The sequence below is a fragment of the Hymenobacter rigui genome (assembly GCF_003944715.1).
Taxonomy (GTDB): Bacteria; Bacteroidota; Bacteroidia; order Cytophagales; family Hymenobacteraceae; genus Hymenobacter; species Hymenobacter rigui.
The window spans coordinates 24,715-49,942 of the sequence record NZ_RWIT01000015.1; the positions used below are offsets into that span (position 1 = coordinate 24,715).

The window sequence follows — 25,228 nt, forward strand, 5'->3', positions numbered from 1 at the left end:
CTTAGTTGAAAACAGAGGGGTTGTAAGCCAGCGCGGCGGTGGCCGGCGTGGTAAAGTCGAAGTCCCAGCGGGTGCCGTACCAGGTGCCGTCGCCCACCGGGCCGATGGTGTCGCTGGTGATGCTCTTCTCGTCCAGGCGCACCTTGACCTGGCCCTGCAGGCCGTGCAGCAACGCGCCCAGGATCTGCTCACCGGTCTGCTCGGTGGCGTCGATGGCCAGCTCCACCTCGTCCTGAGTGAAGCCCTTGGGCAGCTTTTGCAGCACGTAGAAGGCCCCAGAGCGGCGGCGCTGCCGGTTGTCACCGCCGTTCTCCAGGTACTGCGTATGGCAGCTTTCCACGATGAGCGTTTGCGTGGTGGCCCCCTCCTTGTAATGGCGGCCCAGGTGCTTTTCGGCCATTTCAGCCAGATCCACCTGCCGCTGCAGCGGGTCAATGCTGACCACCACCCGGGCAAAGCGCGGCTGCGCGGGCGAGTGCTGTATGAGCTGGTGGCGCGTGGCCAGGTCGCGGAAAACCGCAACGTATTGGGAGTGTCGTAGCATCAGCGTTTGGTTTGACGGGCCGCCTTGGCCCGGTCATTCATTTCGGAGAGGATAGTGCGCAGGTGCTGGCCGGCGGTCTGCTCCAGCGGCCCGAAGGCCCCGCCTGAAAGCAGGCGCAGTACCCGGCCCCAGTCGGCCGACTGCTGCCGGCTACCGGAGGCTGCCTCGGTGGCCACGTCGAACACCTGCGGGAACTCCACCGCCAGTTGCTGCCGGCAGCCGCGGTACCAGGTCAGGATGCTGAGCCGGTCCACGTCCGGTACTTGGTGCATGAAGCCAGCATAGTAGCCCACGTTGTGCTCGTTGAACCGCTCCCGCGCGTCACCCGTCCATTCCGGGTGGCCGGGGCCGATGGGCTTGCCCGCGCGCAGCGGCCGGTACAGGGCGGCCAGGAAGTGGTCGAAGGCCACGGCCGACTTGCGCATGGCGTACTGGCAGAAGTAGGTATCGGCGAAGATGAACTCGCCAAAGAGCACGCCCTGCAGCGAGTCGCCCGGGCCCAGCATGCGTAGCGGCTTGGGCGCCGGCACCCGCAGCTCCGGCACCAGCTGCCGGGTCAGGTAGTGCTCCTTGGAGAAAATGAAGTCGGTGAGCGAGTAGAGCTGCTCCACCTGAAACTTCGGCAGCTCGAGGAAATGCTCCAGCGGGGCCCCGCTCACGATGCTCAGCAGCCGCAGCCTAGCGGGCCAGAACTGCTCCGGGCCGTAGAGTACCTCGATAATGCCGGCGAACTGGGCGCGGGTAAGTTCATCCCAGGTACTGGCCGGCGCGTAGTGCCTACCCCAGATTTCGAGTCGTTCCATGCAGCAAAACTGCCGCGGCCGACCTCGGTTGAAAAGGACACAAAAAATCCACCTATTGGCTCGGATAAAGTCACGCTAATTGTGAACTTTAAGAAATGCAGCCATTAGCAACTGGGCATGATGAAGCATGCAGGGGCGCATGTTGCTAGCCGCCACTATATTATTTCTAACAATAAAAAATTATATTTATTATGTAAAAAGTTAGAAATATCAACAGTAATTTTGGCAACGCATTCCTATAGAGCACGGTATATAGCCATAGTTGCGTTGTCTCCTTTTCTTTTCATTTCCTTTAAATGCCGTAGTATTGCCTTATCATGAGTTCCCCGGCTTGGCTGAACCAATGCGCATTGCTTTTGTCAGTTCCTGTAGCGGAGAATGGGGAGGTAGCGAAGAACTTTGGGTAAGCACAGCCTTGCACTTGATCCAAGCTGGCCACAATGTCCGCGCCTTTAAGACCTACGTTAATCCCGCACACCCACGGTTTATTTCCTTATACAAAGCAGGCTGTCTCGTAACCGACCTTGCTCCCTCAATTTCGTTACGTAAGCGCCTTATTAATCGCCTACTTCCGTATCGTCAACAATTTACTTGGCGCACAGTCAGTCAACGAATTTTGCACTATGGCCTAGATGCCTTCCAACCGCACTTAACAATAATCTCCCAAGGCTCAAACTACGATGGATTTATCTTTGCGGAGGTGTGCAGACGAAAAGGGTTGGCTTATGTATTACTGTCACAAAAAGCTATTGATTTTTTTCTTCCATCGCCTCAAGCACGACCACATGTGCAGCAAGTATTCCAGACCGCACGTCGCTGTTATTTTGTGTCGCGGCATAACCTAGAATTAACGCAGTTACAACTTGCTATGCCCTTGCCTAGCGCCGAGGTAGTATGGAATCCCTACAATGTAGAATTTACTGGCGAATTACCTTGGCCAACACCTGAAGCAGATGGCTTGCTTCGTTTAGCCTGTGTCGCCCGACTCCATTTAGCTGATAAGGGTCAGGATTTGCTGTTACAGGTGCTGAGTATGAGTAAATGGAGGCAGCGTTCCTTACACCTTACCCTCTTCGGGACTGGCCCTGATGAAGTAGCCATTCGAGAAATGATCGATTTTTTGGATTTGCACGGGCAAGTAAGCATCGGAGGTCATGTGGTAGATGTGTCACAAATATGGCGTACGCATCATGCCTTGATACTTCCATCACGTCATGAGGGTTTGCCGTTAGCGCTAGTAGAAGCCATGCTATCGGGAAGGCCAGCCATTGCCGCCAATGCGGGTGGCATAGCCGAACTGTTCACCGACAATGAAACTGGGTTCCTAGCTGCAGCACCTACTATTCAAGCCCTAGACGAGGCACTAGAAAGAGCGTGGCGAAAGCGCGTTCACTGGCCGCAGTTTGGCATCAAAGCAGCGGCTCAAGCCCGCGCAGTCGTGCCAGTTGACTCGGCGGAACAGTTTGCGCTTAAACTCTTGGCGTTGGCTAAAAACTAATTACTGGCAAGTTCCGCCCTACAGCTTGCGTAGAAGTTCCGTAGCCAATAGCACATTGTTCGCTCACACATACTATTTGTGGGACAACCCTTTACGCACTATCAAAGTCCCAGCCCAGATCAACTGTCTGATTGTTTGCCAGCAGCGCAATCCGAATAACAGCAGGTGCAGGCCAAGCAACCAGCCATCAACTGCATGCTGCACGCTGAGTGCTAGGACAAAACTCAACGGGTAAAAAACCTCGTAATAATCAGTCAGCAACATACGCTTGCCCGGAGTAATAACCGCGGGTGCTCCCCAAATGCGCCATTTGAATCCTTCTAAGGCCACGTATAGGACTAAAAAAATTACAGGCCAGAGTTGTTGACTCAGTAGTAGAAGCAGGCTAAATGCGCCAACCTCCACTGGAAAAATGCCAAAACGACCGAGCTGCTGAATAAAATAAGCCCCTTTTTTTCGAACCCAGGTGTTGACACCCGCGGCCTCGTCGGCTTTAATATCGCCTAGCTGGTGCAGCAGAATATTACGCAGCCCGCAGGCCAAGGCCCATCCCCCTACAGTCCCGTACCATATACCAGGCACCGCGTGGCCTGACCAAGCAGCAACCACTGAAACTACCAGCAGTTGCGGAAAAAAATGAGAACCTGCCGCGTCAGCTATTACCCCCATCAAGCCCCGATTTTTAAGGCGAATAGGCGGCCAGGAGTAACAAGAAAAAGCAATCCATGACCCTAAATACAACAAGGCACTTACCCAGCTTGCCTGCATTAAAAACAGACCAATACCTAAACCTACACATACACAACCCGCAATTAAGAGCGCCACAAACGCGCCCGACTTGCTCGATAATAGGTTAGACTTTCCGCCGGCAAAATCATCGGCTCGATCTGTCCAATCATTAATAGCACTCACGTAGGTAGCTCCCACTGCTAGGCCTACGAGTAAGAGCAATAACTTGGGCAGTAACGGCCACATCTGGGCATTCACCACACACCCCGAAGCGTAAAAAGTAGCCAGCACAGGAGAAAATTTACAACTCCACCAATCTTGTACTCGGGCTATGCCAGCTAGCTGTCCGCCTAGCGGCTGATTACGAGCAGTCTGCACTTATAGTATGGTAATAGAGCTCTCGCAACACAATGTATCTTGTGCGCCAGCTCATATGTATGAAATGATTATTTTGCATAAATATAAGAATTTATTTACTTCACACCTAATCACTACACTGCAGCGCAGCCGTTAAGTAGTGAAGAGAGCTCGTTACCAGCAGGCCGTCATAAGGTGCTATATTGCACACTACCTACTTGCAGGTGGTTTATAGAAATCTAAATATGCTACTGTCTAGGTGACTACTTCACCAACACGAAAAGATGGCTTCTTAATCTCCGGCTCCTCCTCTTTACCTTTAGGACACGGAGGGCGCCTCTCAAATGGGCCTTCTCCGCCTTATTGTTCCCCGGTTTGTTTCCTTCTAGGCAATGCACTCTATAGACGAATTGTCGACTACCTCCTTGTCCACTCGCCTAGATCAAGCTGTTGCCCATGCCTTGCTTTTTCTGCAGCAGCATCAGTTTCCCAGTGGAGAATTTATCTCTCACTGCGCGCTTGAACCGCCAATGGCCGGTTGGATCTATTCTGATAGTGCCGTATTTCCCACCGCACTCATTGGCCATAGCCTCTTGCATATCCAAGAAGAACCGCTGGCCGACCAGATTCTAACGCAGGCTACTAAGTTCCTTCGCGATCAGATGAACTATGGCGGATTGTGGAATCATTTCACCAACTACCACCGTTTCCGCCACTTATGCCCGCTTGATATCGACGACACGTCCTGCGTATCAGCCTTGCTGCGGGCACGGGGCATTGCCTGCCCCGTACCTACTAACATTCCGCTCATATTGGCCAACCGCAATGATGAAGGCTTGTTTTACTCGTGGTTTTTATTGCGCTTTCGATGGGTAAAGAATCGTACGTTCTGGCGAGTCACCTTACCTGAACTGCTGCGGCCGATACAGAGTCTTCTGTTCTGGTATGGGGTGGAAGCCAGCCGCAACGATGTTGACGGCGTTGTAAATGCCAATGCCTTGTATTACTTAGGAGACATTCCTGATACACAGCCTGTCATAGAATACATACTCCGCATTATTGCTGAAAATAAGGAGCATGATTGCGATTTGTGGTATCGGGATTCATTCTTTGTCTATTACTTCTTCACCCGCAATTACTACGCTGGTATTACAAAGCTGGAACCCCTGCGGGCCCCTATCATTTCCCGTATTCTTGCCCAGGCCAAACCTGATGGCCGCTTGGGCGAAACACTAGCAGACACCGCTTGGGCCGTGTGTAGCCTACTGAATCTACATAGTAACCCACCTGAGATAGAAGCAGCGGTACGTTATATCCTTCAGGCGCAGGCAGAGCACGGTAGTTGGGCCCGATGGCTACTCTACTATGGGGGTCCTAAACGAATATTAGGTTGGGGATCAGAGGAAATGACAACTGGCTTTTGTCTTGAAGCTTTGGCGCGTTATCGCAAATTGATTTCATAAGCTTCTTCTTTTCTAGCAGCACTAAACCAAGACGCGTGGCGTGAACGAACCAAGCTCGGAAGCGAGGAGCCTACCATCCTTATACTGCTTTATTATCTCGTTTGTATAAGCCACGGTTTCAGCCAACAAACTAACCCAAGGGCTCCAAGCAGCACCATCCCTATTATGAGCTGGCGTCCAGTAATGCCCTCATGGATTGTATTCGTCGTCTTCGGGTTACCCACGTTTTTGAGCTTCACCTTGCCGGCCGGAGCGTTGACGTTGGCCAGGGCCTGGGTTTGGGCATCGGTCCACCGCTGCACTTGTTTGGGCGAGGCCGCCGGCGGCGGCGGCACCAGGTACGGCGGTAGCTGGGCCTGGGCCTGCAACTGCTCGGGCGTGGGCGCGGCCACCAGCGGCGGCAACTCCCGGGTGGTGGTGCAGCCGGCCGCCAGGTAGAAGATCAGCAGCACCAGGGCAATCAACGCCCAATCCTTGAAACGCAGCCCCCTCATGGCTTCACAAACAAGGCAAACTCGCGCAGGCGGCGGGCTTCGATGGCGGCGCTGGGTACGCCGTTCACGTTGCGCCAGATGCGGAAGTAATTCTTCAGCGCCGCTTGGTCGCGCACACCGTTGGCGGTGGCGTTGAGGTAGCGCAGCAGGCTGGACTTGGCCAGGGCTCCTTCCCCCAAATTGAAGGCAAATGATACCAGCGCGTTGAACTGGTTCTGCGTCAGTGGCACCGTCACGAGCTTGTTAACCGCCGCTTCGAAGCGTAGTAAGTCCCGGGTGAGCAGGGCCTGGCTCTGGTCGCGGGTAATGACCTGCCCAGGCTTGACGTCGGCCCCGGTGTGGCCCACGCCGATGGTCAGCACGCCGGCGGCGCACTTGTAGGTTTTCAGCACTTCGCCTTCCTCCTTAGTCAGGAAGGCACGCCCGGCGGCGTCGGTTTTCATATTTACGCTCATATAACGGGGGTTATGGCACCTGGGTCAGGTGCCGTTGGTAAAGCGGATTCGGGTGCCAGCGGCAGCTCCTCGGGCGGGAGCTTGCTGCGGAACTGGCCGGTTTCCTCCCAGTCCTGCATGCCACGGCGCAGAAACTTGGGCAGCGGTAGGCCGCGGCCACCCAGGTTGCGCAGGTTCTCATCGATGGACTTCGTCTCGATGATGAGAATGAAGAAGTAGATGGCCCCTTTGAAGCCCAGGGCGAAGTAGGTGGCCCCGGGTAGCGGCTGGCCATCGACCTGCACGGAGCTGAGCACGTGGGCCACAATCAGGCCCACGCCGTAGTCGCGCAGCTTGGTGAACATCTGGCGCATGCCCCGGGAGTGAAACCGTCCCTGGCGGAAGCTGCGCAGCATACCCAGGCCCGTATCGAGCAGGAACAGCACCATCAGAAACATGAGGGCATTCCAGTCGCTGAACACGTATTTTTCAATGAAGCGGACAGCTGTTTCCAACGCCGGCGGCAGTAGTAGAGTCAGCATTAAAAGCATCGGTAAAGCGGGGAGTCGGTCGTATTCAGGGGCACTACCGTCGCCGTGGCCGGGCGGTAAGGCCCTGAGGTGAAATAGGTAGCGTACCGGGTAGCGGAGGCCCGCTGGTTGAGGAACTGGCGCATGCGCTCGAGCAGAATATCGGCCGAGCGTTGGGCGTCGAAGGCCCGGGCCTGGAGCAGCGCGTCCAGGCCCGCGTCGGCTTCCTTGGAATTATCCGTATCGATGCGGGCCACCAGCAGCTCAATGCCGTCGCCGGTCAGGCGCAGGCCCAATTCGGGCACGGCCCGGGCCAGCGTGAGGCTGGCCAGCGCCGGCCGGATGAATTGCTCCAGCAGCTGCTCGTTCTCGGCCGACACCGTGCGGGTGCGCACCTGGGTGCGCAGCTCGTCGAGGAACTCGTAGCCCAGCTGCGGCGCCAGGATGAACAGCTCCTGCTTGGTGATGATGGGTTTGAGGGCCTCGAACACCGGCCACGAGTCCTGGATGTTCTCAAAGCGCGAAAACTCGGGGGCGCTGGTCAACAGCTGCAGCCGCCGGTACTGGCTGACGCTGGTGGCCCAGGCCTGCAACTCGGGCGAGCTGGTGCGGTTATCCTCCAGCCATTGCAGCAGCACGTTCAGATCCAGGTAGCCTTTACGGGTGAGCGTCTTGCGCACTCCCGTAATCTGCCACTGAAAGGCCGTTTTCTGCGTTTCGGTGCTGACGATGTGAATGCCGGTGTCGTCGATGCTCACCTGCAACTCGTCCAGGGAGCCGGCCATGCTCAGCCGGGCCAGCGGGGCCTGCACCAGCCCCAGCAGCTCGCCGGCCAGCGTGTCGTCGCCGGCGGTGGTGCCGGCGACATACTGCTGCTCCAGCCACCTGAGCAGCGGGGCCCCGAGCAGGGGCAGTAGCAGCGTACCGCGCAGGCGCTCGGCCTCCCGCTGCACCGGCTCGGGCACGGAGCTGGTATCGGTGGAGACGTAGCGGCGCAGCTCGTCTTTAGTTGTTAGCAGGCTCTGCATTATCGGATTGGCCGCCAGTGGCAGTTGAAGTGTTGGATTTCGAGACGTCGGCCGTCTGGGCCAGCGGGTTGAGGAAGCGGAACTCCAGACCCTCCGGCCAGCCGTTGTAGTCGCGCACCAGGTAGAGCGGCTCCAGAATCAGATCCTGGTGGAAGCGGTGGGTGGAGATGAAGTTGTTGAAGGCAATGCGCTTATCGGAGCCACTACCCGCCCCCATCCCCTTGCCCGGGCTAATGCCCACCAGCGTTGGATCCACCGACAGGGCCGTGTAGATGTGGCTGCTGGCCTCCTGCGAGTCCTCGATGTGCAGGCCGGACTTGACCTTGTCGTCAATGGCCGTCACTTTGAAGGCTGACACGCTCTCACCGGTGCGCGGATCCTGCACCGAAACCGACAGGATGGACTTGCCGGCCCCCTGGGCCCCGGTCATAGTCTTTTCGAAGTCGCTTAGTTCGTCGCCAATAATCTGCCGGCGCTGCTCGGTGGTTTTCGTGTCCCAGTCGGGGTATTTCCACTTCCAGTACCGCTCATCGGTTTCGATCAGGTACTTGATGCTGAGCTGGTTTTTGAACATGGCCGCCTTGAACTCCGGAATGGCCTGCGCCACGTCCAGCCAGCCCGAGCGGCGGATACTGTTCCAACTGGCCAGCTGGTAGAGGGCCTTGCCCGGACTCGGCAGCGCCAGCGGATAGATGTACTTGAAGCCCCGCGTGTCGGCTTTGAGCGCCTCCACCGGCTCGTAGTACGGGTCGAGCACCGGCACCGAGGTAGTGTACTCATCCCCGGGCTTGGCGTCGGGCCAGTTGGCGGAGATGTGCACGTAGTCCGGTACCGGCTGATTCGCTTTTGGCACGGAGTAGCGGCAGAAGGCCGTGTCCTGCGTCGTGAGCGTCGTTATCTTCTGCTTGTTCAGCGACTGGATCAGCTCCGGGTAGCTCTGCGCGTAGGTAAACAGGTTCTGTAGGCCCTCGTAGGCGTAGCGCGGGATGTTGCTGCGCCGGAAGAAGGCCTCCACGTCGGGCAGCCGCTCGCGCTTAAAGATTTCGTTGCCGCTGCCGTCGAAGTCGGTCACGCGGCCGTAGACCACGCCCCCGCCGTACACGGCCCGGGTTTTCCACTCCAGCACCGAGGGCAGAATCGTATTCGACTCCAGCGACTTGAGCACCTGCTGCGGGAAATCGTTGGCCTCGCCCCACAGGGCCACGTCGCCGTTCTGACCTTTCTCCACGGGCGAGGAGGGCGTGGCCCCGTCCTGGGTAGCCGAGTTACCGCCGGCACTGCCGGCAGCGGCGGAAAACCCCAGGCCACGCACGACGGAGCCGGCCAGGGGCCCGCTGCCACGCCAGTAGGCGGTGCTGCCGGCGCTGCTAAATAGTAACTGCTGCATTAGAGGATGACTTTGCGGCCGGCCACGGCCACGAGTAAGTAGATGTGCACTTTGACCAGGTTGCCGGTGGCGGTATCGAGCAGGTTGCGCGTGGCGTTGGCGTAGTGGTCCGGGTCGCGGGCAATCCGGGCCACGGTGGCCACGTCCGTTTCGGCGTTGCCGGTGAGCACCGGCGGCGGCAATGCCTTCGGCTCAGCCGAGCCAATGCGGGCGGCGGCCAGCTCGCGGAACTCGCCGCCACTCTTGCGTCGCCGGTCGCACGTGACCCAGCGCACCGGCAGCGGCGTGCCGCTTTCGAGCAGGGCCAGCGCGTCTTTTAGGCGAATGGTTGCGGGGGTTTCCATGCTGCAAAACTGCCGCACCCCTACCCCGGTAAAAAGGACACAAAACCGCCCATATTGCCCCGAAAACCCACAAAAACCCAATCTCACAGCGTTTTGCCCTCATGCGCTGCAAAGGCCGATTTTGGGCCATTTCAGTGCATTTCAGTCTCACCAGTCTAGCAGAACGCCCCGGCTTGCACTGTAGCCTGCCGGCAGCTGCCGGGGGGTGCCTCGGTGATATCTGTGGTGCCCGCAGTGAGCCGGTTGCGGCTAACGCTTCTTGCGGTCAGCTACATTTTCACTATACTTCACGCTTTATCTACTTAAGTAAATCGTGATGTATAAACTTCTACTGAGCGCCGCGCTGCTGGCGCCTCTCGCTTCGCAGGCACAGAGTTCCTCTCCCGCACTCCCATCCCATTACTTTGGCCTCGGCCTTAATGGCGGGTATTATTATGACAGAAATGAGGATGAGCTTCTTGCTGGTGGGTTGGTCTACAGGCCCGCCGTAATTGTGGGCATCCCCCTCTTGCCCAGGTTTGGGCTGCAGCTTAGTGCCACCACCTACAAACGACACTCTAGCTACCTCACGACTGATCTGAGCTACACCATGTATGGCCAGGCGCCTGATACGAGCTATTCTAGCGGTGATACGCGCAGTCGCATCGTTTTACTCCCCATGCTACTGCGCTACACACTCTCGGCCCGGCCCCGACGGGTGCAGGTTGACGGCCTGTTTGGTCCAACCCTTTTTATGACCCGCAATCGTTCCACCTACGCACAATACGATAGCCGGATGGTGGAAACGCAGCGTTTTAAGAACTCTTCCTATTCATTCAATTCCATCCTTACCCTCGGGCTGGGCCTGCGCTATGCTGTAACGCCGCATCTGGAACTAGCCAGCGAAGCCCGACTGAATGCCATGTACATGGGCTATTACGCTCGCCTCAATCCGAACGTGGAAGTATCCCTGCGCTATTGCCTAAAACCCGCAACCACTGGGCAAACTACGCGCGCTGTTTCGCGTGAGGCAGCAGTTACTGCACCCAAGGCCTTAGCGTGGGCGCAGTAGCTGCAGTGGGCGCTCTACACCACCAGCAGGCCACTCAGGTCAGGCATACTCATCACCACCTCAGTACCCACGTAGAGTATGTGCAGGTCCACCGTATCGGTGAAGTGGGTAGCGTGCTCCTGGGGGAAGCTGTTGTTCCGCTCACTCTTCTTGCCCTTCTCGATATTGCCCTTGCTGTCCTGCCCCACCGGGGCCAGCAGCATGGCCTGCACCACGTCGCGGGTGTTGACTTTGTTGAAGCGCAGGCGGTAGCGGCGCGGGTCTTTCTCCTCCAGCAGCTCCATGGCCACCAAGTAGCGCGTGGGATGCCCAGGTACGCGGCCCAGACTGGCCCGGGTCACTCTCCAGCCTTGTGACTGGAGCACCTTGATGAATGTCTCATTCAGGGTCCAGGGGCTGTTGGGATTGCGGTTGTTACCCCACTCGGCATCCTCCAGGAAGATCAATTCCTTGCGCAGGTGGTGCTGGTAGTAGTCGCAGAAGGCACCTGCCAGGTCACTTACCAGCTTGGGATGCTTAACGTACAGGCCCTTCAGGATGCGGTACTCCCGCACGTCCTCGTGCTTCTGCCCTACCGTGAGCACCGAAATCTTGCCGCCCCAGTCCACGGCCCCCACCAGGGGCAGGTGGCTGCGGCAGTCCGAGTCCATGCGTGAATCCGGGCTGCTGAGCTTCTTCAGGTTGTATTCCAGCCCCAGGATGTAGTCGTCGGCATCGGCCTCTACCACGTGGCGGGCCTGGTCGAGTTTGGGGTAAAACCCGCCCTCCACCGTAGTGGGCCGCCGGTTCATGATTTCAATCATGAACGTGAAGTCGGTCATGAACCGGCGCTGGTCGAGCAGGTACTGCAGGCCCAGGTTCTGGATGTTATCGAAGGCGTTGGCCTCCGAGTAGAACGTGCCCTTATGGGCCGCACTCGGGAAGTAGCGCACCTCCAGCATGAGCTTGACCACCTCTTCCCGCCAGATGTGCAGGCGCTCCTCGTCGGTTTCGGCGTCGATAAAGCGCACCTGGGCCGCAATCAACTCATTCTGCCGCTCTACCAGGTCAATGCCGTCGTTTTCGTAGTATTTGGCCTTGTCCAGCAGCCAGCGGCCCTGGTCGCCCCAGGGCATCGACGAAAACAGGAAAACGCCGTGGTGCTTTGGGTTTTTGCCGAAATACTGGCCGTTGCCCCGGTTGGTGGCCGACAAGTCGGCGTCGAGCTTCTCCTTATTGAAGAGCAGGGCCTCATCACCGATAAAACCGTCCACGTTCAGACCCCGAGAGGCCGAACCACCCGCATCGAGCGACACCAGGTGAAACCCGGTGCCGTTTTTGAAGATGATGAAGTGGTCGTAGCTCAGCGGGCCCTGCAGGGGCCGGTCGAACATCTTGGAGGGCGCCGGCCGGCGGCCCACGTAAAAGTCCCGGTCCAGCTTGTAGCCCAGGGCCTCCAGACCGGCAATGGTCGAGGGCAAGGTGCGGGTGAGCACCTGCTTATACGTCGAGCCCACGATGACCCAGCAGCTGCGGGGCATCGTCTGCACGATTTCGTGAATATCCCAGGCTATGACGGTGGACTTGCCCGTACCGCGGCCCCAGATGCTCACGCCCTCCTTCTTGCCCCTGGCGGTGATGTAGCGCAGCTGGGGCTGGTTGAACTTGAGTTTAACCTGGTCAATGATCACCATCCTACGCGCCCTCCTTTCTTTCCAGCAGCATCTGCTCCATTTGCTCGGCCCCGAACACGCCCTGCTCCACGGCGTCGAGCACCAGCTCGTAATCGGCCTCCTGGATGCTGTCGGGGTCCATCAGGTTGAGGGTACGCGTTTTCGAGGAGCCGGCTACGGTAAGGTTGATCACGTAGCTGGTGTTGCTCCCACCGGCCCCACCGGCCTCCTCCTGGCCCGAGTCAGCGCGCATGAGGCCGGCCACTTTGGCTTCGAAGCTCATGGCGGCCAATGCGGCCCGCATGTCGGGCGGGCGCTGCGTGAGGGCCAGCTGCAGAATCTTGCGGGCAAACTCAAGCAGGATGGCCTTACGGCCTTCCTTGCGCACTTTCTTCAGGTCGCCCATCAGGTTTTGCGCATCGGCCAGCCGCCGGTAGCAGGTGGCCCGGCTGATGCCGAACTGCTTGGCCAGTAGTGGCCAGGCCTGGTCGAAGGTGTGGTAATTGCTCAGCAGCGCGTAGGCGGCCTCGATCTGCTGGTTGACCAGCTGATCAGCCGGCGAGAGCCGCTGCAGCGCGCCTTCCTCACCATTGGCCTCGGCGATGCTGGCCGCGTAGATACGCTCCACGGCCGTGGTTTTGTGCAGGATAATATCCTGGGCCCCGGGCAGATCCTTAGGCAGCAGCTGCGTTGACATCGAGCAGTATGTTAGTAGGCATGAGTTTGGTTCGGATCAAATCGATTTCAGCCTGCAGGGCCGATAGCTCCCCGGCGCGCTCGGGCCGGCGGCGCACCTTGCTGCGCAGGCTGATGAGGTTGTCGAGACGCCGGCGCAACTCGCCGGCGTCGGTCACGTCGGCCGTGGCCACCGTACCCGGGAGTCGGCCATGCGTGAGCACGTGCTGCTCACTGGCCAGCAGCTGCTGCACCTGGTCGGTGAGGGCGCAGATGCGGTGGGCCAGCTTGCAGCGGGCCGTTACGCGCAGGCCTGGGGCCGTGAGCTGGGCATGCAGCTGACTTCGCTCGTCGCGGGCGGCCTTGAGCTGCGCCCGGAGGCCGGTCAGCACGCCGGCGTCGGGCGCGGGCGCAGTACCCGGTTGGCTATTGTCAGTTGGCAGTTGTCGGTTGTCAGCTACCGGCTCCGGGGCCGGCTCCTGCACCGGGCCGGTCAGCAGCTGCAGTTGCTCCACCAGCACCCTCCGACTGTAGCCTGTCTCACCTAAGGCGAAGAGCTGCTGGTACACCGCACTGCCGCCCAGCTGCGCGTACAGGGCCGCACCTTGGGCAAAATCGGCCGGCGCAGCCAGCCACGCGAGGAGTTCGGCATGTTTCATTGCCCAAAACTGCCGCCCGCTGCCACGGTGAAAAAGGACGCAAAAAAGCCCTGACCACCTGGCCAGGGCTTTTCCCCTCACTTGCCCGATCTCTCACCTTCGGGTTACTCGCTCACCGCTGGTGCGGCCTTCCTGCGCGTTGACTTCCTGCGCACCAGGTAGGTGAACTTGGGGTCCTGAACCAGCTCCTCGGCCTGCTCCAGTGTGAGCAGCGTGAGGTCAATTTTGCGGCCTAAGCGCTGGAGATGGATAACACAGGGCGTTATGGTGGCTGTGAACTTCTCGGCGACTTCCGGCCGCAGCAGCTGCTGGTTCAGGGATTGCTTGGCCATTACACTGTCGGCTTCTCGATGACGTCGCCAGCGTAGATGCGCAGGCCGGTGGCATACGCCTCGCCCTTCACCATGCTGCCCCGACGGCCACTGGAGAGCTTGCCCGAATCGAAGTTCGGCGTTAACTCCACCGGCAGGCCTTCGGCACCCACCTGGATGTAGGTACCATCGGCGTCGGGCACCAGCATAATGCCGCCGATGTTTTTGACCAGGTTCAGGAATTCCAGGCTCTGGGGCTTGTTGCCCGGGTGAAAGCCCTCGAAGCTCACCTTCAGGCCTCGGCCGTCCCGCTCACCCACGATATCGGCCTTGAGCTGGTTGGAGTCCAGCGTGATGTAGAGTTTCAGCCAGCCCAGGCCAGTCTTGAAGGTGTGGTTTTCGGTGATAATGACCGAGTCGCCGGCTTTGGCCTGCGCCGCCGAGTACTTCGGCGCTTTGGCAATGGTGGTGAACCAGGCCTCCGGGGCAAACAGCACGTAGCCGAGCAGGCCGGGCGTGTTGTCCTCCCCGTTGGGGCCTTCCAGCGCACCTAATTTCGACAGATCCATGGAGTAGTCGTTAGTCGTGATGAAATGAGTGAACGTGTGGGCCTTATGCCTTCACGATGGGCTGAAGCAGGCCGCTTTTCGACTCCACCAGGAACTTGAGGGCCTCCTTGTTTTTGCCCAGCTCCTCGGCCTTGATTTCCTGGCCCTTGATGGCGAACTTCTTGCCCAGCACGCGGTACTGCTGCTTCTCGTGGCTTACTACCACCACGTCGCCCTGCTGCTGGGCCGCTTCCACGTTGGCCAGCTGCTCGGCCTGGCCGGCAATGACGGCCTGAGCCACCTCCAACTCGCCCTGCAGGCGAACATTCTCGGCCGTCAGCGACTCCACGGTGGGCTGACGGGTTTCTTCTTTTTTGGCCTCTGCCATGATCGTAAACGCTTGAAATCAGTTGATTGAAAGAATACCTGCGCCAAGCGCCGGCTCCCATCCGGAAGCCGGCGCTTGGCGTCGGGCCCGCTACGTCAGCTCCTGGTCGTTGGTGAAGACGATTTCGGGCAGGATGAAGCCCACGCCCATGCTGAAGTCGGTGAAGAACTTGAGCAGACGGTCCACGTTCTCCACCTGCACGGCCGACTGGTTCTTGACCTTGCGGCGCAGCATGATGGCGTTGCCCACCGGCGTGCACCAAATCTTCTCCGTGTTGCGGTGCGAGGGCAGGCCCTGCAGCTTGATGTTGGTTTTGTTGATGGTCAAATCCAGCGCCCCACCCCCGGTGTTCTTACCGTACTTGCGCTCCTGGCCCCGCAGGAACTGGCGGGCCACCGTGGGCGAGCAGCCCAGCATCATGGGAATGTCCCAGTAGTCCTTGTGGATACCATCGGCGAAGGCCTCGAACTGCTCCACTAAGGCCTCGGGATTGGTCAGCTCCAGCGCACCCGTCACGATGGGCGTGGTGCGGCCGGCCTGCACGTGGCCGTTGATGATCATTTTCAGCCCGTTGATGGAGGTGCCGGCGGCACCCGGCGTACCGGCTACGGGGGCCTGATACACGCCCTGAAAAATTTCGTTGAACTCGATGTCCTGCTTGATCTGCGGAATCAAGTACACTTCCACGTACCAGCGCACAAAGGGCCAGGCCTTGCGGTCGATTTCCGGGCCGTCCATGAACGCCAGCCAGGTGTCCTCCAACTCATCGGGGTACTCCTGCGCGTCCACCTTCAGGCGGAACTGGCGGATTTCCACGGGCTGGAACTCCACGCCGGCCAGCGGGGTGAAGGCCTTCTGGAAGGGCTGCACCACGCGGCTGAAGATGGTCTTGGCCGCCCGCCACATCGTGTCGTCGGTATTGATGGGCGTGAACATGCTCTCCGTGGTCGTGGGGGAGCGCAGCAGCGAATACAGGCGCTGCAGGTTCTGGCCCTGATTGAGGTAGTAAGCGCCAAACTGCGCGACGACGGCGGTAATTGCTAAAGCCATGATACGGGCTTGAAAGGATGAAAAATCAGGTGTGGGGCCTAAGCCTAGCCGAGCATTTCGGCGTGGAGCTTTTCGACCAGCTTCTGCGCGTCCGACTCGGAGGTGGGCTCCTCCACGTCGTTCTTGTCCTTCGACTTGCGCGGGGTAGTCACGGTAGCTCCGGGCTGCTCGGCCAGGCGCTCCATATCGGCTTCGGCCTGCTCAGCACGCGCTTCAGCGGTGGCTACGGCATCCTCGGCCTTCTTCTGGGCAGCTTTGGCATCGGTGGCTTCCTTCTGGGCGGCGGCGACGGCCGCCTCGGCCGTGTCGGTGCGGCCGGCCTTGGCTACCAGCTCCGTGTAGGCGGCCTCGCTCACGAGGGCCACGCCGGTGATGCCGGCCTCTTCGAGCTGGTCGTTGGCCGCTTCCACGAGCGGCGTGGTCACGGCCGTGCCGGTCAGGCCCGCCAGTGCGGTCAGGGCCGTGAATTTGTTCTTTCCGAACATGGTATTTGAAGTTGAATTGGTGGCTGTTGAAGGGGCGCTCCCCCCATTTTTGGCGGCGCGGCCGGCCAGTTCCAGGGCCAGGCTCACGGCATCCTCGAAGGAGCCCATCTGGTCAGCCAGGCCGTTTTCCACGCTGGCCTCGCCGATGTAGACCATGCCCGAGAGCAGTTCCTTTTCCTGCTTGGCATTGAGCTTACCGGCCCGGTTGGCCCGCACGGTGCTCAGAAACACGTTGTTGAGCGGATCCAGCAGCTGCTCTCGGATGGGCTTGTAGTTGCCCTTCACGGCCTCGGCGAAGGCCGCATTCTTGTTGGTGGACTCAGTGGCGTTAATCACGTGGTCTTCCACACCCGCCTTGGCCAGGGCCTTGGAGTAGTCGCGGAAGCTGACCATGGTCCCGATGCTGCCCACCATGGCCGTGCGCCCGGCCACCACGATGGCGTCGCCGCTCGAGCCACTCCAGTAGCCGGCCGAGCACATCTGCTGGGCCCAGCTCACGAAGGGTTTCTGGGTGCCGGCGATGATGCCGGCGAAGGTTTCCAGTCCCATGGTGGAGCCGCCGGGCGTGTTGAAGCGAGCCACGTGGGCCACGATGTTCTCGTGCGCGTCGGCCTGCTGAATCAACTGACCAATGGAGGCGGTACCGAGGCTCCAGCACGTGTCGGCCTCCATCATCACGCCCTCAATGGTGTGCACGGCCACCGAGCCGGCTGGCACGTCGGCCAGCGCGTCGTAGCCCATGATGCCCAGCTCGGCCGCGTGGGGTGTCAGGACGAAGTAGGATTTGGCCGGCGGCGTGATTTCCACGCCCCCCTCTACCCAGTCAGCCGCCCGGAACCTGCCCTCGCGCATCTGCTCGGCCAGGGGCATATAGTTCTGAATGGCACTTGCTTCCATTAGGAAGAAGCCATTGAGGACCGCCATCAATAAGGAGTTAACGCGCATCGGTTCGGGCAGTTGAATCGATGCAAAGCTGCCGCGGCTGACCACGGCCCAAAAGGACATAAAAAAGTCCCTCCTCAACCGAGAAGGGGGCACTGAATTAGGCAAAGATCATCTACGCATAGGGCAGCAGCGCGTCGCCGCTGATCTGCGCGTTGGTAAAGGCTGCCTGGGCGTAGTAGAGTACCGCGCCGGGCCACAGTTCGGCTTCCGCCGGAGCAGTGGGCAGCGCGTACACCTCGCCCCCGTTCACCAGCCACACGACCCGATCCGGGTAGATTTCCACCTGCAGCACATCCGTCTCCAGCCACGCCCCGCCCGGCAGGCCGCTGCCGCTGCCGTTCAGCCATACCTGCCAGGTAGCGGCTGAATCCAGGTAGAAGCCGTAGCAAAGCGTGTTGAAGGCTGGGTAGTCGTTGAACCAGCCGCAGCCGCCATAGTCGAAAATGGTGTTGTGGCCGAAGCGCAGCTTAGCCGTGGCCGGCAACGCCACTTTTCGGTTAGCTACTGCGGCGGCGAAACTGCCGGTAGCGGTGACGGTGCCGCTGGTATCGCCGGTGGTGTTGTTGCGGCTGATCCAGGTCACCGGCTGAAAGGCGCTGCTGCCGGCCGCGGCACGGAATGCGGCCCGGGTAGCCACGCAGGGTTGTAGGTTAGCCATGTTGCAGTTGCACTAGCAGACGCGCCGTGTTGGCGCTGGTAACAGGAATGGTTTTGATCAGCAGTTCGGCTCCGGCCGTGCGGTCGGCCGGCGTCAGCGCGTCCAAATCAGCCTGGACATCCACCAAGGCGCTGCGTTCAAGGCCGCCCTGCCACGCCCCGGCGGCATACTTATTCACCTGAAAGGCGGCCCCCTGCGCGTTTCGGGCCCCCAGAGCCGATACGGTGAGCAGTTTCACCTTGTCTGTCAAATCCAGGCTGAACACGCGGGTGGTGGAGTCGGAGCGAATCTGCAGCTCCGTCACGCCGGATCCACCGCCAGCCGGCTGCTCATTGACTACCACCAGCGCAGAGGAAATGGGACCCAGGCACTTGCTGCCGTTACGCAGGATGACGGTGCCGGCCGTGCCGCCAATAGCGCGAACAACAGTGGCGTTGTCGACAATGAGCGTGCCCCCGGTCAGGTACGCGGCCGTGGCATTGCCTGCTGTATTGTCGTAGGTGCCGTTGGCCAACGTGACTTCGCCGCCGCTCATGTACACGATTTCCGAGAGGGCAAAGCCCGCTGCGCCGGTGAAGAGGCTACCGCCCTCCAGCCGAATCTTCGCGCTGCCGGCGCACTCCACCACCCGCTTGTACCCCTGGTCGATTGGGCCGTCGCTTTTAATGAGCGCCTGAGCGGAGCCGCTTAGCTGAAAGCCGAGTGATCCACCCAGGCGAACCGCACCGGCGACGTGGCGGAAGTTGGCGGACCCGTTGAGCACGGCCACGGTATTGTCGGGACTTCCCCCGCGCAGCAGCCCCGAGTGGGTGAGCCGGCCGTTGCTTTGGTAGACGGCATAGCCATATTCCGGGTAGAGGGCCTTCTCCACCACGATGTCGGAGCCGGCTCCCGTGACCGATACCCAGCCTCCGCCGTAGCGGCCCTCGGGGCTGTTGCCGGTAACCTTGCAGGTGATGACCGTGTTGCCGTTGTCGGTGAGTAGGCTCCAGTTCACCATGCGCCCGCCGGTGGCGTAGGTCACCCCGCCTTTTAAGAGCAGGGTTGATACGACACTGGTGCCGAGCGCCTCGACCGTATCGCCGTAATCGGCCTGCAGGTTGGCCTGGTCAATGGTGCTGAACTGCTGAGCCGGCACACCCGGGCGGATAAGCCGGGCCTGGGCAGCCAGCGTGGCAAATTCGCCGCTCTGGCGCACTTCCTGCAAAGCCGTGCCCGCCACGTAGCCATTCGAAGGTGGGGCCGGCAGCGGGGCAAATACGGTATAGTGGGCATCCGTCTGCCCGGTGGGCAGCGGGTTTTGGTAAGTAGTTGGGGCCGGGTCATTCACCTGGTGCAGCAGCGTGGCCCCATCCGGGTAGGTGTACTGAAACACGTCCCCGGGCTGGTACGGGTGGTCCTCCTCGAGGAACGCCGGATAGGTGGCCACCTTGTCGGCCTCCGAGCCATCGGTGCGCACCCAGCTGGCGCGCACGCGCTGCGTGGTCAGCGGCAGCGGGTTCACGTACGCCCAGAGCGGGCCGGCCGAGTCCTTGATCAGGCGAAACGAGGCCGCGCCGGCCTCCACGCCGGCAGCCGCACTGCCGGCATCGGTGGCGTTGGCCACGCTGGCCGGCTGGCCCACGGCCAGCACGTTCGCCTCCACCGTGAGCAGGTCACTGAGCGTGGGCAGCAGCAGCGCGTTGCCGCGGATGGAGTTGACCGTGAGCTGGGCCTTGGCCACAAACGTCTTGGTCATGTCCTCGGCCTGGTCGCGCAGGTCCGACTCCTTTATCTGGAAGTCGTCGTTGTCCTTGTAGCGCAGCCGCCATTTGGCCAGGAAGGCCGCCGGCGTCATGGCCACCTCCGGCAAGGGTGAAGTAGTTGAGCCAGCCATTTTATAGTATCTGGTAAGAAAGTTTAAAGCCACTCTTGAGCACCAGGGTCTTGCCGGCTGGCACCGTGGCCAGCCGCCGCCCGCCCGCCGTGCGCAGCTGCACCGTGCCGCCGGCACCAGGCTGCAGCACTACCCCACTCTGCTGCCCGTACTCGGCCACCTCCCAGGTGCCCAGGTAGGGCCGGGCCCGGCGCAGGGCCTCGCCCGCGAGCGTCCAGTCGAAGCCGTTGCGCTGGGTTTCCGAGCCGGCGCTGTAGGAATCGCGCCATTCCAGCGGATGCTCGGGCGTGCCCACCAGCTGCACCTCCCCGTTCAGGTCGCGGTAGAGCACCACGTAGCGCCCACCCTCCATGTGCTCCAGGCCCGCGGCCAGCTCGGGCGTGTGCCGGGCCAGGCTGCCGGTGAGCTTGGGGCTGAAGCCGCTACCGTGGCGGCCGTAGTCCTTGGCAGGTTGGGTGAAGCGCACCGAGCCGCGCACCGACACGAGCTGGTACCAGACGGCCCCGGGCCGCAGCTGCAGCTGCGCAATCGTGAGCGGGCCGCGCTGGGGGAAAGCCAGCAGGTTGCTGGCCGGCGTGTACCAGAGGGCCTCCACCCCACCCAGGTTCTCGATGCCCGGCTCCTGGCGCAGGTTAGCGTAGGGTAGCATCATACTGCTGGGGGTCATACTGCTGCTGGCGAATCAGGTGCACCAGGTCCGAGGGACGCGCCGTAAGTTCCTGACGCACAGCGCGGTGCTGGGCCTCGCGGGACAAACCGTCCGTTTTGTGGGACAATTCAGCCGTTTTGCGGGACATTTCGCCCGTTTTTTGGGACATTTTTCCTACCGATTTCGGGCGTCTTTTTTTCAGCTCCGGCAGGTTGCAGTTGCGCTGCACGGCCTTGCGCAGCGTCTCGTACTGGATGTCCTCCTCGCGCAGGTCGTAGGCAGCCATAAAGTCCACGATGACCTCCTTGATGGTGGTGTGGCGGTTGACGTGGCGGCGGATCCAGACGTAGAGCTCTTCGCGCAGCTCCTCATCCACAAAGTCGTTGAACTGGAAGATGGTGTAGTCGGTGATTTCCTTCAGCCCGTACTGGTGCACTGGGAAGTTGCGCATGTCCAGGCTCAGCACCTGGGTGCAGTCCTCCCGCGAGCCGGCGTGGTGCAGCTTGCCCTTCACCTGCCGGCGCAGCAGGTGGTAGAGCATGCGGCCAAAGCGGCCCGTGTTGCTGAGCACGTAGGCCTCGTGGCCCAGGTGCGTGTTCAGATACTTGCGCACGTGGGGCTTTACCGGGAAATCCAGGGTTTTCATAGGTCAATCGTCTAAGAATAAGTCAAACCTAACGGCCCAGGCAGGCTGCGCAAAGGACCCCGGCTGGGGCGCAGTGCGCAGCCTGCCCGGGCGGGTCAGTAGCTGTCAGACACGGAAATGGGCGGATAGATTCTGCGCCTGCTGGTGCACTTTGCCCACGGCCGTGAGCAGGGCCGCCTGCTGCTCGGCCAGCAGCGGGCGCAGCTCCCCGGCCTGGTGGGCCTGCAGCAGAGCCAGCACCTCGTCAAACTCCAGCTGCAGGGTCCGGGGGCGCACCGGCCGTCCCCGGGGCGGCAGCGGCCAGCGGTCCTGGGCCAGCCGTCCGGTGCGGGCCGCCAGCGTCAGCAGGGGCCGTAGCGTCAGGGCCGTGCCGGTCGCCAGCGGGGCCAGGGCCGCCTGTTCCCCAAGCAGGTGCAGATGCCGGCGCAGGCTGCCCCACAGGGCGCAGGCCTCCAGCTCCGAGAGCCGGATGCACTGGCGCAGCTCCAGCAGCCTCATCTCGACCACACTCCCTTCTCCAGGCGGGTGTACTCGGGCTTTCCCGAGGCCTGGTTGTCGTAGATGATGGCCCGGGCGATGCGCGCGCCCATCTGCTCGGCCTGCTTCTTGAGCTGGCGCAGCCCGTAGGCAGCCGGATCGGCGACCTGGTAGCGGCCGGAGGTATCGAAACTGTACATATCCAGCTGACCGGCCGTGCCGGGCTGAACGTGGGTGAAATACACGCGCATCTTAAACAGGGCGCGCACTTTCAGGGGAGCTGCTGACTGGGTCATGGGAAAAATGAGAGAAGGATGGGTGAAGGAAAAGCGTTAGCGTAGCAGCGGCTCGGCCAGCTTGTGGTACTTGTCCAGGGCCAGCGTGCCGCCCAGCTGCTCCAGGGCGGCCACGTGCCGGTGGTAGAGGGTGCGGCGGCTTTCGGCCTCCACAATCCAGCGCGGCACCCGCAGCGGGGTTTTCTGCCCCAGCTCCAGCTTGCGGCGCACCTTCAGCTCGCCGATGGCCTTGCCGACGGCCCGGTTAACGCGGGCCAGCTGCTCGGCGCGCTGGTCGGCCACCAGCCACTTGAGGGTGCCCTTGAAGCCTTTCTCGTTTTCGAAGTCGAAGTAGCCGCGGCCCGTGACCATCTCGGCCCAGGGCATGGGGGCCCAATAGCGGCCGGCGTGGCGGGTGAAGTACTTCTCGGCCAGTTCGATGCGGCGCAGTACGCCCTTGTGGTACCGCTCGAAATCAAAGTGCTGGTCGGTGAAGCCGCGGTACACCCCGCGCAGGATGGCCTGTCGGGCCAGCTGCTCCTGGAAGGCGTTGAAGCGCTGCTCGGGATAGAGCAGGGCCTTGGCCAGCAGCCAGGCTTCGATGACGAAGGCCTCGTAGTTGGCTGGTAGTTCGGGCTGGGTGGGTGGCGCTACCGGCGTGGGGGTTTCGGGGGCCGCGGCCGCCGCGCCCCGCCCCTGCCCTTGTTTCGCCGCCTGGGCCGCGCGTCCAGCCGGGTTGCTGGCCTCCGCTTCCTGAAAAGGTCTTTCAGAAACGACGTCCGAGGCATTTTCTCCACATTGCCCGATTTCTAATTTCTGCTCTTTATGATCTTCCAGAAGCTCAATAACCGGAAATTTTGTACCGTTTGTGGATAACGCGGCGGCGATGCTGGTGCAAGTAGAAACGGGTGCTACGGCCACTTCCGGGGCGTTTTGCGGGGCTTTGCACACGTAGCTGGGGTTTATCCACAGCTCGAAGCTCCGCTGGCGGCCGTGCCACTTCTTGCGGCTGATAAAGCCCACGGCCAGCAGCTGCGCCAGGTGGTTGCGCATGGTGCGCTCGGTGAGGCTGCGCTTCTGCATGAGCTGGCGCGCATCCACCAGGATGCTGGGCAGCGTCAGCTCGCCCGTGTCGGTCACGAGCAGGCCCAGCAGCAAGGGCTGCTGGAGCAGCTTCTCCACCCGGCGGCGGTACTGCTTGAGCAGCTCCTCGCCCGTGGCCTTGGCCCCGTCGCACACGTCGCGGGAGCCGCGGCGCAGCAGCGTCTCGGTCACGCCGGCGCGCGTGCCCCGGGTGATGGTGCGCGTGACTTCGATAGTGGCCGTGCGGTGCCAGAGGTCGTCTACTTTCAGGTGCCACTGGAGCAGGCACTGGCTGAGCGGGAGCAGGTGAAGGGGGTGAGCGGACATGACTAAAGGAGAGAGAACGGTGAGGTGAGAGCGGGGTAAAGTGGCCAGAGCTCCGCCGGGGGGCGGGTATTCCCGTCCGGTAGGCTTCTGGCCGGCTCCAGGGGTGCTGGGCCTCCGTGCCCCCGGCCAGCGCGTGCTGGCCCGGTCCCTAGGTCATTCCCATCCGGTGGGAACGGTCGGCTTCCAAAGCGCCGACGGGGGCAGTGTTGCAGTAGGTGTGCGGGATGGAAAGCGGGTGGGGCCGGCTACGGCGACGGGGGCACGTTGCCCAGGGCGGCGGCAATGGCTTGCAGGCGCTGGGTGAGCCGCTGCTCATCGGCCTGGAGCACCTGCTCCTCCTGCGGGAAGCGGCCCGGGTGCTGGCGGGCTACGCCCAGCAGAAAGCGCACCGAGTCCAGCTGCTCGGTGAGCTGGCCCCGCTCCACCAGCAGCTGGGGGCGGCGCACGCCGGCGGGCGGGCGCAGGTGCTCCAGGCCGAGCAGGTGCACAGGCTGCTGGTACTCGGCGAGCAAAAAGTCGCGGAAAGAGCGCAGGGGGCCGGCGGCGGGGCGGGCCGTGTAGAGGGCGTAGGCGGCAGTAGCCATAGCAGTCGAAGGGGGATTAAGAGCGTTTCAGGCCCATGGACTCGGCAACGGAGCGCTCCTGCCGGGGCGGGCGCTGGGGGCGGCGCGGCGGGCGCGGGGCCTTCTCCCCCACCTCGGCCCGGGAAAAGCGCCACTTAAGCAGATGCTTCCCCCGGCCGGGGCGAGGGGTGGCGTAGGGCGCGGCCCGCAGCTCGGCCAGCACGGCCTGCTCGGTGAGGGGCTCGCCCAGCAGCTTGCCCAGCACCTTGCCGATGTGCTCGGTGGTGTACTCGCTGGTGAAAGGGGGCGTACCGAACACCAGGGCCAGGGCGCTGGCTACGGGGCTCAGGGAATGGGCGGGCGTCATCATCAGGCGGCCTGGGGCAGTAGCAGTTGAAACTCGCGGCGGCAGTCCGTCCAGTCGATTTCGCGGATGCCGCTGGGCAGTTCGGGCACGAGCAGCACTTCCTGGTGAGTGCTTCCCTCCTGCCGGGCCGTGCGCAGCTCCGGGGGCATGGTGCCGCGCACGTACACCGTCAGGTGGCCCTGCTGGTAGGTGTAGCCCAGAATCGGCTCGGGCGCAGGGACCAGCGCTGCCCCCTCGGGCAGCGCCTGTACCCGCACGCGCTTGCCGGTGCGGGCGTCGGTGAGCGAAATCGGCGGAAAAAACAGTTGTTTCGACATGGCCGGGACGGGTTAGGCAAGCGTGGCGGTTTCCGTGAAGGCGGGGGCCGCGGTGGCTGTGGCCGAAACCAAGCGCAGCTCCCCACGCAGGGCGGCGCGGCGCTGCTGCTCGTAGCGGCGCACCAGCGGGGTTTCCTCGCGGTACTGGGGGTGCGTGGCGTCAATTTCCTGGCAGCGGCGCTCCAGCTCGTCCAGGGACGTGAGCATCACCACGGCCGGGGGCAAGAGCGTGGTGGTGAGGCGCGCCAAATCGCGCAGGCACGGGCGGCGGGCCGGCGCCTGGGGGTCGGTGTTGAGGTGCATAGCAAGCGAAGGGTATAGAGGGAAAAGTGGACTACTTCTCGAATAGGGGCACTTCGGCTTCCTCGCCCTGGGGGCGCAGGCGGGCCGGAATGGCGTAGGTGGGCAGCGCGTACTCCACCAGGGCAATGAGGTCGGGCAGGTTGGCAATCTTGCCCTGCTTGACGTGGGAGAGCCGCCGGGCAGCCGACTCGTACTGCTGGCCGTAGCCGGCCCGAATGGCCATATCCACCGCGTAGGGCGGCAATAGCTCGCACACTTCGGCTTGCAGGTAGTAATACCGTTGCTTATTTGTCATGGCGAAAGCGTATGTTT

At 61.6% G+C, this 25,228-nt stretch carries 32 protein-coding genes; 3 read left to right on the forward strand and 29 right to left on the reverse strand.

From position 1 onward, the window contains the following. Position 1 precedes the first annotated feature (1 nt). Together EI291_RS18830 and EI291_RS18835 are read right to left on the reverse strand one after the other, a co-directional pair. On the reverse strand, positions 2-544 hold the full coding sequence (locus EI291_RS18830; RefSeq protein WP_125423729.1) for a hypothetical protein: 543 nt from the start codon (positions 542-544) through the stop codon (positions 2-4). Beyond that, positions 544-1,347 carry a hypothetical protein gene (locus tag EI291_RS18835; protein WP_125423732.1) on the reverse strand — a complete coding sequence of 268 codons (804 nt, stop codon included), beginning with the start codon at positions 1,345-1,347 and terminating at the stop codon, positions 544-546. The genes EI291_RS18830 and EI291_RS18835 overlap by 1 nt, the downstream gene beginning before the upstream one ends. 343 nt (positions 1,348-1,690) lie before the next feature. On the opposite strand from EI291_RS18835, the gene EI291_RS18840 reads away from it, so the two are divergent. Beyond that, entirely contained in the window at positions 1,691-2,845 is a 1,155-nt protein-coding gene (locus EI291_RS18840; protein ID WP_125423735.1) for a glycosyltransferase family 4 protein, read from the forward strand. A gap of 72 nt (positions 2,846-2,917) precedes the next feature. On the opposite strand, the gene EI291_RS18845 is transcribed toward EI291_RS18840, so the two are convergent. After that, positions 2,918-3,865 (reverse strand): UbiA family prenyltransferase, encoded by a 948-nt coding sequence (locus tag EI291_RS18845; RefSeq protein WP_125423737.1) that lies wholly within the window; start codon positions 3,863-3,865, stop codon positions 2,918-2,920. A 491-nt stretch (positions 3,866-4,356) separates the two neighbouring features. Here EI291_RS18845 and EI291_RS18855 point away from each other — a divergent pair, with 491 nt between their 5' ends. After that, entirely contained in the window at positions 4,357-5,394 is a 1,038-nt protein-coding gene (locus tag EI291_RS18855) for a prenyltransferase/squalene oxidase repeat-containing protein (RefSeq protein WP_170172720.1), read from the forward strand. A 92-nt stretch (positions 5,395-5,486) separates the two neighbouring features. Here EI291_RS18855 and EI291_RS18860 read toward each other — a convergent pair whose 3' ends face one another. The 6 genes from EI291_RS18860 to EI291_RS18885 are packed head-to-tail and all read right to left on the reverse strand — an operon-like array spanning position 5,487 to position 9,611. Continuing rightward, positions 5,487-5,888 carry a hypothetical protein gene (locus EI291_RS18860; RefSeq protein ID WP_125423746.1) on the reverse strand — a complete coding sequence of 134 codons (402 nt, stop codon included), beginning with the start codon at positions 5,886-5,888 and terminating at the stop codon, positions 5,487-5,489. Continuing rightward, positions 5,885-6,343 carry a lysozyme gene (locus EI291_RS18865; protein ID WP_125423748.1) on the reverse strand — a complete coding sequence of 153 codons (459 nt, stop codon included), beginning with the start codon at positions 6,341-6,343 and terminating at the stop codon, positions 5,885-5,887. Before EI291_RS18865 ends, EI291_RS18860 begins: the two co-directional genes overlap by 4 nt. Beyond that, positions 6,340-6,864: a phage holin family protein gene (locus EI291_RS18870; protein ID WP_170172721.1), complete on the reverse strand. Its 525-nt coding sequence runs from the start codon at positions 6,862-6,864 to the stop codon at positions 6,340-6,342. Before EI291_RS18870 ends, EI291_RS18865 begins: the two co-directional genes overlap by 4 nt. Next, the gene (locus EI291_RS18875) at positions 6,864-7,880 is read right to left on the reverse strand and encodes a DUF6712 family protein (RefSeq protein WP_125423754.1); all 1,017 of its coding nucleotides are present in this window, start codon (positions 7,878-7,880) and stop codon (positions 6,864-6,866) included. The genes EI291_RS18870 and EI291_RS18875 overlap by 1 nt, the downstream gene beginning before the upstream one ends. Further along, on the reverse strand, positions 7,858-9,267 hold the full coding sequence (locus EI291_RS18880) for a hypothetical protein (protein WP_125423757.1): 1,410 nt from the start codon (positions 9,265-9,267) through the stop codon (positions 7,858-7,860). The genes EI291_RS18875 and EI291_RS18880 overlap by 23 nt, the downstream gene beginning before the upstream one ends. Further along, a complete protein-coding gene (locus EI291_RS18885) occupies positions 9,267-9,611 on the reverse strand; it encodes a hypothetical protein (protein ID WP_125423760.1) in 345 nt (114 codons plus the stop codon). Before EI291_RS18885 ends, EI291_RS18880 begins: the two co-directional genes overlap by 1 nt. A 316-nt stretch (positions 9,612-9,927) precedes the next feature. Here EI291_RS18885 and EI291_RS18890 point away from each other — a divergent pair, with 316 nt between their 5' ends. Next, the gene (locus EI291_RS18890) at positions 9,928-10,662 is read left to right on the forward strand and encodes an outer membrane beta-barrel protein (RefSeq protein WP_240635605.1); all 735 of its coding nucleotides are present in this window, start codon (positions 9,928-9,930) and stop codon (positions 10,660-10,662) included. Between the two features lie 14 nt (positions 10,663-10,676). Here EI291_RS18890 and EI291_RS18895 read toward each other — a convergent pair whose 3' ends face one another. The 20 genes from EI291_RS18895 to EI291_RS18990 all read right to left on the reverse strand — a co-directional run bounded on the left by EI291_RS18895 (position 10,677) and on the right by EI291_RS18990 (position 25,211). Continuing rightward, a complete protein-coding gene (locus tag EI291_RS18895) occupies positions 10,677-12,335 on the reverse strand; it encodes a hypothetical protein (RefSeq protein ID WP_125423766.1) in 1,659 nt (552 codons plus the stop codon). Between the two features lies 1 nt (position 12,336). Further along, positions 12,337-13,011: a hypothetical protein gene (locus tag EI291_RS18900; RefSeq protein ID WP_125423769.1), complete on the reverse strand. Its 675-nt coding sequence runs from the start codon at positions 13,009-13,011 to the stop codon at positions 12,337-12,339. Further along, entirely contained in the window at positions 12,989-13,648 is a 660-nt protein-coding gene (locus EI291_RS18905) for a hypothetical protein (RefSeq protein WP_125423771.1), read from the reverse strand. Before EI291_RS18905 ends, EI291_RS18900 begins: the two co-directional genes overlap by 23 nt. Before the next feature lie 104 nt (positions 13,649-13,752). Continuing rightward, a complete protein-coding gene (locus EI291_RS18910; RefSeq protein WP_125423773.1) occupies positions 13,753-13,980 on the reverse strand; it encodes a hypothetical protein in 228 nt (75 codons plus the stop codon). Beyond that, on the reverse strand, positions 13,980-14,528 hold the full coding sequence (locus EI291_RS18915; protein WP_125423776.1) for a hypothetical protein: 549 nt from the start codon (positions 14,526-14,528) through the stop codon (positions 13,980-13,982). The genes EI291_RS18910 and EI291_RS18915 overlap by 1 nt, the downstream gene beginning before the upstream one ends. A gap of 43 nt (positions 14,529-14,571) precedes the next feature. Continuing rightward, complete coding sequence (locus EI291_RS18920; protein ID WP_125423779.1) at positions 14,572-14,895, reverse strand: hypothetical protein; 324 nt, start codon at positions 14,893-14,895, stop codon at positions 14,572-14,574. Between the two features lie 90 nt (positions 14,896-14,985). Then, positions 14,986-15,945 carry a hypothetical protein gene (locus tag EI291_RS18925; protein ID WP_125423782.1) on the reverse strand — a complete coding sequence of 320 codons (960 nt, stop codon included), beginning with the start codon at positions 15,943-15,945 and terminating at the stop codon, positions 14,986-14,988. A gap of 44 nt (positions 15,946-15,989) precedes the next feature. Then, entirely contained in the window at positions 15,990-17,354 is a 1,365-nt protein-coding gene (locus EI291_RS18930; protein WP_170172722.1) for a S49 family peptidase, read from the reverse strand. Between the two features lie 133 nt (positions 17,355-17,487). Next, a complete protein-coding gene (locus EI291_RS18935) occupies positions 17,488-18,033 on the reverse strand; it encodes a hypothetical protein (protein ID WP_125423788.1) in 546 nt (181 codons plus the stop codon). After that, on the reverse strand, positions 18,026-19,909 hold the full coding sequence (locus tag EI291_RS18940) for a hypothetical protein (protein ID WP_125423791.1): 1,884 nt from the start codon (positions 19,907-19,909) through the stop codon (positions 18,026-18,028). Before EI291_RS18940 ends, EI291_RS18935 begins: the two co-directional genes overlap by 8 nt. Before the next feature lies 1 nt (position 19,910). Next, on the reverse strand, positions 19,911-20,561 hold the full coding sequence (locus EI291_RS18945; protein ID WP_125423794.1) for a hypothetical protein: 651 nt from the start codon (positions 20,559-20,561) through the stop codon (positions 19,911-19,913). Continuing rightward, the gene (locus EI291_RS18950; protein WP_125423797.1) at positions 20,542-21,204 is read right to left on the reverse strand and encodes a hypothetical protein; all 663 of its coding nucleotides are present in this window, start codon (positions 21,202-21,204) and stop codon (positions 20,542-20,544) included. Before EI291_RS18950 ends, EI291_RS18945 begins: the two co-directional genes overlap by 20 nt. Positions 21,205-21,309: 105 nt before the next feature. Beyond that, the gene (locus tag EI291_RS18955) at positions 21,310-21,711 is read right to left on the reverse strand and encodes a hypothetical protein (RefSeq protein ID WP_125423799.1); all 402 of its coding nucleotides are present in this window, start codon (positions 21,709-21,711) and stop codon (positions 21,310-21,312) included. Then, positions 21,699-21,977 carry a hypothetical protein gene (locus tag EI291_RS18960; RefSeq protein ID WP_125423802.1) on the reverse strand — a complete coding sequence of 93 codons (279 nt, stop codon included), beginning with the start codon at positions 21,975-21,977 and terminating at the stop codon, positions 21,699-21,701. Before EI291_RS18960 ends, EI291_RS18955 begins: the two co-directional genes overlap by 13 nt. Before the next feature lie 36 nt (positions 21,978-22,013). Further along, complete coding sequence (locus EI291_RS18965) at positions 22,014-23,366, reverse strand: hypothetical protein (protein ID WP_125423805.1); 1,353 nt, start codon at positions 23,364-23,366, stop codon at positions 22,014-22,016. 245 nt (positions 23,367-23,611) lie between these two features. Further along, complete coding sequence (locus tag EI291_RS18970; RefSeq protein WP_125423808.1) at positions 23,612-23,950, reverse strand: hypothetical protein; 339 nt, start codon at positions 23,948-23,950, stop codon at positions 23,612-23,614. Positions 23,951-23,966: 16 nt separating this feature from the next. Next, positions 23,967-24,299 (reverse strand): hypothetical protein, encoded by a 333-nt coding sequence (locus EI291_RS18975; RefSeq protein WP_125423811.1) that lies wholly within the window; start codon positions 24,297-24,299, stop codon positions 23,967-23,969. Further along, the gene (locus EI291_RS18980) at positions 24,299-24,613 is read right to left on the reverse strand and encodes a hypothetical protein (RefSeq protein WP_125423813.1); all 315 of its coding nucleotides are present in this window, start codon (positions 24,611-24,613) and stop codon (positions 24,299-24,301) included. The genes EI291_RS18975 and EI291_RS18980 overlap by 1 nt, the downstream gene beginning before the upstream one ends. Positions 24,614-24,625: 12 nt before the next feature. Then, on the reverse strand, positions 24,626-24,916 hold the full coding sequence (locus tag EI291_RS18985; RefSeq protein WP_125423816.1) for a hypothetical protein: 291 nt from the start codon (positions 24,914-24,916) through the stop codon (positions 24,626-24,628). Positions 24,917-24,947: 31 nt separating this feature from the next. Continuing rightward, positions 24,948-25,211, reverse strand: a complete 264-nt coding sequence (locus EI291_RS18990; RefSeq protein ID WP_125423819.1) for a hypothetical protein — start codon at positions 25,209-25,211, stop codon at positions 24,948-24,950. Positions 25,212-25,228: the final 17 nt, after the last annotated feature.